The following is a 6,894-nucleotide window of genomic DNA, read 5'->3' as shown; positions in this document are numbered from 1 at the left end:
TAGGGCTGGGCGCCGCAGCCGACGGCCGCGGCCTACGCGGCGCAGGCGTTGGGCGCCTTTGGCGCCGGCGCGGCCTCGGTGGCGATGATGACGCTGGCGATGCGCTTTGCCGCGCGCGGCGCGCAGGCCGGCACCGACATGACCGCGGTCCAGAGCGCGCGCGACCTGGGCGAGATCCTGACCTCGTCGCTCATCACCGGCGTGGCCGCCCGGATGGGGTACGTCACCGGTTTTTCCGGCGGCTTGCTGGCCGCCGCCGTGACGCTGGTTTTCGTGGCCGTGGCGCTGCGCCGCCCGGGCTGACATGGCGTTTCGGGCGGTTGCGGCTACACTTGTGCGCCGTTTTGCTTTCAGCCCCCCGAATTTCCATGATTTCCACCGCATGCGGCGTCGACTTCGGCACGTCGAACTCCACCGTCGGCTGGCGCCGCCCCGACCAGCGCGCGCTCCTCGCCCTTGAAGACGGCAAGACCACCTTGCCCTCGGCCATCTTCTTCCATGACGAAGACGCCGAGGTCAGCTACGGCCGGGCGGCCATCTCCGACTACCTGGCGGGCTACGACGGGCGCCTGATGCGCTCGATGAAAAGCCTGCTGGGCAGCTCGCTGATCGATGGCTCGACGGAAGTGCAGGGCCGCTCGATCCCGTTCCGCGTGCTGCTGACGCGTTTCATCGCCGAACTCAAGCGCCGCGCCGAGACCGCCGCCGGCCGCGACTTCACACGCGCCGTGCTGGGCCGGCCGGTGTTCTTCGTCGACGACAACCCCGCCGCCGACCAGACCGCCCAGGACACACTGGGCGAGATCGCGCGCAGCGTCGGCTTCACCGACATCGAATTCCAGTTCGAGCCGCTGGCCGCGGCCTTCGACTACGAGTCGCAGATCGACCGCGAGGAACTGGTGCTGGTCATCGACATCGGCGGCGGCACCTCGGACTTCTCGCTGATCCGCCTGGGGCCGGGCCGCGCCGCCAAGCCGGATCGCCGCGAGGACATCCTGGCCTACGGCGGCGTGCACATCGGCGGCGTGGACTTCGACAAGCAGCTCAGCCTGGCGCATGTCATGCCGCTGCTGGGCCTGGGCAGCCAGTTGCGCAGCGGCAAGGACGTGCCGTCCACGCAGTACGGCAACCTGGCCTGCTGGCACACCATCAACCAGGCCTACACCCGCAAGGCCGCCGAACACTTCGCCTACATCCGCGCCGAAGCCGGCGACCGCGACAAGATCGACCTGCTGCTGAACCTGGTCAAGCAGCGCGCCGGCCACTGGGTGGCGGTGCAGGTCGAAGAGGCCAAGATCGCGCTGTCCGAAGGTCCCGCCGCGCGCATCGACCTGTCGCGCATCGCGCCCGAGCTGGGCGTGGAGGTGACGCGGCCGTCGTTCGACGCCAGCGTGGCGCGGCTGATCGAGAAGATCGAGCAGACCGTCGGCGTCCTGATGCGCGACGCGGGCGTCGCGCCCGCCGACGTGGACACGGTGTTCTTCACCGGCGGTTCGAGCCGCGTGCCGCGCCTGCGCGATTGCGTCTCGGCGCTGGTGCCGCAGGCGCGCAGCGTCGAGGGCGACCTGTTCGGCAGCATCGGCGCCGGCCTGGCGCTGGACGCCCGTCGCAAGTTCGACTGACAGGCCGCCCGCGATGCCGGCCCGCCACGGTGCGTGCCGGCATCGGGCCGTGGCGCGCCGCGTCGACGCGCGTTGCGCGGCCCGCATGGCCGCTATTTCGCCAGCATCGCCGGCACCTGTGCCGCCAGCGCGTCGATCGCGGCGCGCGTCTTGGACGGCAGGTAGCGCGCCTGCGGCCAGACGGCATGCACGTCCTGCGCCGCCATGCGGTCGCCGTGCATCAATACCTCCAGCTCGCCGCTGCGCACGTAGTGCGTCAGCATCCAGCACGGCAGCCATGCCAGCCCGGCGCCCGCGATGGCGGCATCGGCGATGGCCTGCAGGTCGTCGAGCCGCAGCCGCGGCGGCAGGTGCAGCTGGATCACCTGGCCATCCGGTCCCATCACCGACCAGCCTTTCTCGACGCCGCCGTGGGCATAGACCACGCCGGCGTGCTGGCGTATCTCGTCCAGCGTGACGGGGCGTCCGTGCGCGGCGATGTAGGCCGGCGCGGCGCCGATGCCCATGGTCTGCAGGCCCAGGCGGCGCGCCGCCAGGCTGGAGCTGTCGGGCAGCGGGCCGATGCGGATGCCCAGGTCGTAGCCTTCCTCGATCAGGTCCACCACGCGATCGTTGAATGAAATGTCGATCTGCAGCTGCGGGTGCTGCGCGGCCAGTTCGCGCAGCACCGGCGCCACGCAGTGGCGGCCGAACACCAGCGGCGCGCTGACCCGCAGCCGTCCGCGCGGCGCGCGCCGGCCGCTGTCCAGTTCCGCCTCGGCGTCGTAGAGCTCGGCCAGCGCCCGCACGCAGCGGTCGTAGTAGGCCTGGCCGGCGTCGGTCAGGCTTTGCTGGCGCGTGGTGCGGTGGAACAGCCGCGCGCCCAGCCGCGCTTCGAGTCGGGCGATCGATTTGCCGACCGCCGAGCGCGTCAGGTTCAGGCGGTCGGCCGCCAGCGCGAAGCTGCCGGCTTCGGCGGCCTGCACGAAGACCTCGATGCCGCCCAGGCGGTCGTGGGAGTAGGGAGTGGCCATGGGGTGTCCTGCGGGGTATTGGTTCCAATAGGGCGACATTCAAGTGAATAAATGCCACCACTGGGTAGTCTGATTCCCTTATATCGTACCCATACCGCGCCGTCTCGTGTTGGGCGGCGTTTCCCGAATCACCCAGAGGACATCATCATGCAGGCATACCAGATCACCGCCGGCCAAGGCATCGGCTCGCTGCAGCGCGTGGAGCGAGCGGCGCGCGAACCCGGCCCCTTCGAGGTGCGCGTGCGCATCAAGGCCGTCTCGCTGAATTTCCGCGACCTGATGGTCGCCCGCGGCGATTACCTGAAGGTGGCCGGCAGCCCCGTGGTGCCCGCTTCCGACGCCGCCGGCGAGGTGCTGGCGGTGGGCGCCGGCGTCACGCGCTTCAAGGCGGGCGACCGCGTCATGGGCGCCTTCCTGCCGGACTGGATCGACGGCGAGCCCACGCCCGCCAACACCGCGCGGGCGCCCGGCGCCGCCAGCGACGGCGTGCTGGCCAGCGAAGTCGTCTTCTCCGAGCACGCCCTGGTGGCCATTCCCGATTCCCTGTCGGACGAGCAGGCCGCGACCCTGCCGTGCGCCGCCGTCACCGCCTGGAACGCGCTGTTCGTCGCCGGCCGCGCCCGCGCCGGCCAGACCGCGCTGTTGCTGGGCACCGGCGGGGTCTCGATCTGGGGCCTGCAACTGGCCAAGGCGGCGGGCCTGCGCGCCATCATCACCTCGTCCAGCGCCGCCAAGCTGGCGCGGGCGCGCGAACTGGGCGCGGATGACCTGATCAACTACCGCGAAACGCCGGAATGGCAGGACGAAGTGCTGCGCGCGACCGGCGGCGAGGGCGCCCACGTGGTGCTGGAAGTGGGCGGCGAAGGCACGCTGCAACGCTCGATCGCGGCGGTGCGTCATGGCGGCGCGGTCGGCATCATTGGCGGCGTCAGCGGCTTTGCTTCGGTGCCGGTGTCGCCGCTGGCGCTGATCGCCGGCAACAAGCGCCTGGAAGGCATTTTCGTGGGCAGCCGCAAGATGCTGGAAGACGTGACGCGGCTGGTCGACCGCGCCCGCATCGCGCCGGTGATCGACCGCGTCTACGGATTCGACGAGGCGCCGGCCGCGTTCGAGCACCTGGCCTCGGGCCGCCACTTCGGCAAGATCGTGATCCGCGTCGACGGCTGAACGCCGCCAGCCAATCAACGCGGCCATGGCACCCATGACGCAGTCATGACGGGCCCGATGGTAAGCTGCAAGCTCTTCGCGCCGGCCGCCTTGCGCGCCGGCGCCTGCCTCTTCCCACGCCGCGCCATGACCGACAAGCCCGATTCCCATCTGTTCGAAGAACGCGTCTCCAGCGAGGCCGCCTACGACGGCCGCTTCCTCAAGATCCGCAACGACACCGTCCGCCTGCCCAACGGCCACACCTCGACGCGCGAATACGTGGTGCATCCGGGCGCGGTGGTGGTGATTCCGCTGCTCGATGACGGCCGCGTGCTGCTCGAACGCCAGTACCGCTATCCGATCGGCCGCGTCATGACCGAATTCCCCGCCGGCAAGCTCGATCCGGGCGAAGACCCGCTGGCCTGCGGCAAGCGCGAACTGCTCGAGGAAACCGGCTACACCGCCACCCAGTGGGCCCGCGCCGGCGCGCTGCACCTGGCCATCGCCTATTCCACCGAGATCATCCACATCTACTTCGCGCGCGGCCTGCGCGCCGGTCCGCAACAGCTGGACCAGGATGAATTCCTCGATGTCTTCAGCGCCCATCCGGACGAACTGTTCGCGGCCTGCGCCAAGGGCGAGGTCACTGACGCCAAGACCCTGACCTGCTCGCTGTGGCTGCAGAACGTGCTGTCCGGCGCCTGGCAGCTGGACTGGCAGGAGCAGCCCGCCTGAGCGGGCCGCGGCCTTCCAGGGCCTGCCCTGAAGGCCGGCCCGCGCCGCTGTCTTCACAAGACGAACGATCCCGCGACCATGCCCGCCTTTCCCGTCCTGGTGCAACCGTCCGGCCTGCGCTTCGAGGCGGATGCCGATTCGACCCTGCTGGCGGCCGCCCAGGCCGCCGGCATCAAGCTGCCCAGTTCCTGCCGCAACGGCACCTGTCGCGCCTGCATGTGCCTGATGCTGGAAGGCGAGATCGCCTACCGCATCGAATGGCCGGGCCTGTCGCGCGACGAGAAGGAAGAGGGCTGGATCCTGCCGTGCGTGGCGCAGGCCCGTTCGCCACTGGAAATCCAGTCGCTCCAGGCCGCGCCCCTTGAACCCGCGCCGCCGGCGCCGCCGCGGCCGCTGACGGGCGCGCGGCGCTAGGGCCGTCCGGTTTGCCGGCTGCCCCGCGCGCCACGCGTTGGAGGTGTGGTTGATACGAATCAGCATATAAGCGCGATTTTCCCGCTGAATAATCGCCGCCCAGCCGCGCATACTGCCTCCATGGCGTCAGGCATCGGGCCACGCCGGTTTTCAGGAGCAGGACATGCTGGATTGGGTGAACTACCAAAAGGAACTGATGGGCCGCATTGGCGAGCTGGGCGCGTTGACGCCCGATACGCTCAAGGGCTACCAGGCGCTGTCGGCGGCCGGCGCCAAGACCGCGCATCTGGACGCCAAGACGCGCGAACTGATCGCGCTGGCGGTGGCCGTGACCACGCGTTGCGACGGCTGCATCACGGTGCACTCGGCGCAGGCGCTCAAGCACGGCGCCACCCGCGAGGAAATCGGCGAGGCGCTGGGCGTGGCGGTGGCGTTGAACGCCGGCGCGGCCATGGTGTACTCGGCCCGCGTGCTGGACGCCGTCAGCGCGCACCAGCCGGGCTGAGGCGGATGCGCCGGCCTCAATCGTGCCGGTGCATGGCCGACTGGTGTTTGGTGTCACGCATGGTCGCGTACACCAGCAGCGAGATGAAGATGACGCCCGCCAGGTAGTAGTAGAACCACTGCTCGTGGCCCTGCTGCTTGAACCACAGCGCGATGGCGGGCGCCGTGCCGCCGAAGATCGACACGGTGATGGCGTACGGCACCGCCACGCCGGTGGCGCGGATGTTGGTGGGGAACAGTTCGGCCTTCACCACCGCGTTGATCGAGGTGTAGCCGGCCGTGAAGATCCAGGCCGCGCAGATCAGCAGGAAGGCGATGAATGGCGAGCGGGTCTGCGACAGCGTCATCAGCAGTGGCACGGTGAGCAGCGCGCCCGCGATGCCGAAGAACACCAGCAGCGGCTTGCGCCCGATCCTGTCGGACAGCGCGCCGTACAGCGGCTGCAGGATCAGCGCGAAAATCAGCGACGCGGCGATCACGTAGGTGGTGACGATGTCCGAGAACCCGGCGGTCTGCCGCACGAAGGTCTGCATGTAGGTGGTGAAGGTGTAGAACGCCGCCGTGCCGCCGGCCGTCAGGCCGACCACGATCGCGACCTCGCGCGGGTAGCGCAGCAGGCCGCGCAGCGAGCTGGTCCGCGGCTTGGTCTGGCTGGCCTGCTTGTAGGAGTCGGTCTCGGGCATGTCGCGGCGCATGACGGCGGTGATGATGGCCAGCATGGCGCCGATCACGAACGGAATGCGCCAGCCCCATTCCACCAGTTGCTCGTGCGTCAGGAACACGTTCTGCAGCAACAGCAGCACCAGGATGGCGCAGAGCTGGCCGCCGATCAGCGTGACGTACTGGAAGCTGGAATAGAAGCCGCGGTGTTCCGGGTCGGCGATCTCGGTGAGATAGGTGGCGCTGGCGCCGTATTCGCCGCCCAGGCTCAGGCCCTCGATGACCCGCGCCAGCGCCAGCAGCGCCGGCGCCGCCAGCCCGATGGACGCGTAGGTGGGCGTGACCGCGATGATCAGCGAGCCCACGCACATCATGCCCACCGAGACCATCAGCGACAATCGTCGCCCGTGGCGGTCGGCCAGGTGGCCGAACAGCCAGCCGCCCAGCGGCCGCACGATGAAGCCGGCGGCGAACAGCGTGGCGGCGTTCAGCTGCTGCACGACCGGGTCGTGCGAGGGGAAGAAGGCGGGGGCGAAGTACAGGGCGAAGGCGGTATAGGCGTAGAAGTCATACCATTCGACCAGGTTGCCCATGGAGCCGACGAAGATCGCCTTGATGCGGCGCTTGGCGTCGGGCATGTCGAGATACGCTTGGCTCATATCTGTCTTCCACGGAGACGGTACCCGCTTATCTTGCGCCTGCCCGCGCAAAAATGCACCCCTGCGCTTGTCCGGGAATTCTGTTCAGCTTGGTGTCAATAATCGCCGCGACGCAGGTATGCGGCTTGCAGCCCCTCGCGC

Annotated in this window: 8 protein-coding genes; 6 read left to right on the top strand and 2 right to left on the bottom strand. The window is 69.5% G+C overall.

The features are described 5' to 3' along the window. The first annotated feature begins 48 nt into the window (after window positions 1-48). Both H0523_RS17125 and H0523_RS17120 read left to right on the top strand, forming a co-directional pair. Entirely contained in the window at window positions 49-303 is a 255-nt protein-coding gene (locus H0523_RS17125; protein ID WP_257225158.1) for a hypothetical protein, read from the top strand. Between the two features lie 65 nt (window positions 304-368). After that, on the top strand, window positions 369-1,622 hold the full coding sequence (locus H0523_RS17120; protein ID WP_054430238.1) for an Hsp70 family protein: 1,254 nt from the start codon (window positions 369-371) through the stop codon (window positions 1,620-1,622). A gap of 92 nt (window positions 1,623-1,714) precedes the next feature. On the opposite strand, the gene H0523_RS17115 is transcribed toward H0523_RS17120, so the two are convergent. Beyond that, window positions 1,715-2,635, bottom strand: coding sequence for a LysR family transcriptional regulator (locus H0523_RS17115; RefSeq protein ID WP_054430237.1), 921 nt, complete (start codon window positions 2,633-2,635; stop codon window positions 1,715-1,717). Window positions 2,636-2,782: 147 nt separating this feature from the next. Between H0523_RS17115 and H0523_RS17110 the strand changes: the two genes are divergently transcribed. The 4 genes from H0523_RS17110 (at window position 2,783) to H0523_RS17095 (ending at window position 5,435) form a co-directional block, all read left to right on the top strand. Then, complete coding sequence (locus tag H0523_RS17110) at window positions 2,783-3,802, top strand: zinc-dependent alcohol dehydrogenase family protein (protein WP_054430235.1); 1,020 nt, start codon at window positions 2,783-2,785, stop codon at window positions 3,800-3,802. Window positions 3,803-3,928: 126 nt separating this feature from the next. After that, the gene (locus H0523_RS17105) at window positions 3,929-4,516 is read left to right on the top strand and encodes an NUDIX domain-containing protein (RefSeq protein WP_054430347.1); all 588 of its coding nucleotides are present in this window, start codon (window positions 3,929-3,931) and stop codon (window positions 4,514-4,516) included. A 78-nt stretch (window positions 4,517-4,594) separates the two neighbouring features. Beyond that, on the top strand, window positions 4,595-4,930 hold the full coding sequence (locus H0523_RS17100) for a 2Fe-2S iron-sulfur cluster-binding protein (protein WP_054430232.1): 336 nt from the start codon (window positions 4,595-4,597) through the stop codon (window positions 4,928-4,930). A 163-nt stretch (window positions 4,931-5,093) separates the two neighbouring features. After that, window positions 5,094-5,435 (top strand): carboxymuconolactone decarboxylase family protein, encoded by a 342-nt coding sequence (locus H0523_RS17095; protein ID WP_054430229.1) that lies wholly within the window; start codon window positions 5,094-5,096, stop codon window positions 5,433-5,435. A gap of 16 nt (window positions 5,436-5,451) precedes the next feature. On the opposite strand, the gene H0523_RS17090 is transcribed toward H0523_RS17095, so the two are convergent. Then, window positions 5,452-6,753, bottom strand: a complete 1,302-nt coding sequence (locus H0523_RS17090; RefSeq protein ID WP_054430227.1) for an MFS transporter — start codon at window positions 6,751-6,753, stop codon at window positions 5,452-5,454. Between the last annotated feature and the right edge of the window lie 141 nt (window positions 6,754-6,894).

The sequence above is a fragment of the Achromobacter insuavis genome (genome assembly GCF_902859645.1).
GTDB classification, from domain to species: domain Bacteria; phylum Pseudomonadota; class Gammaproteobacteria; order Burkholderiales; family Burkholderiaceae_B; genus Achromobacter; species Achromobacter insuavis.
Note: the sequence above shows the minus strand (reverse complement) of the source record. Positions and strands in the feature narration are given on the sequence as shown.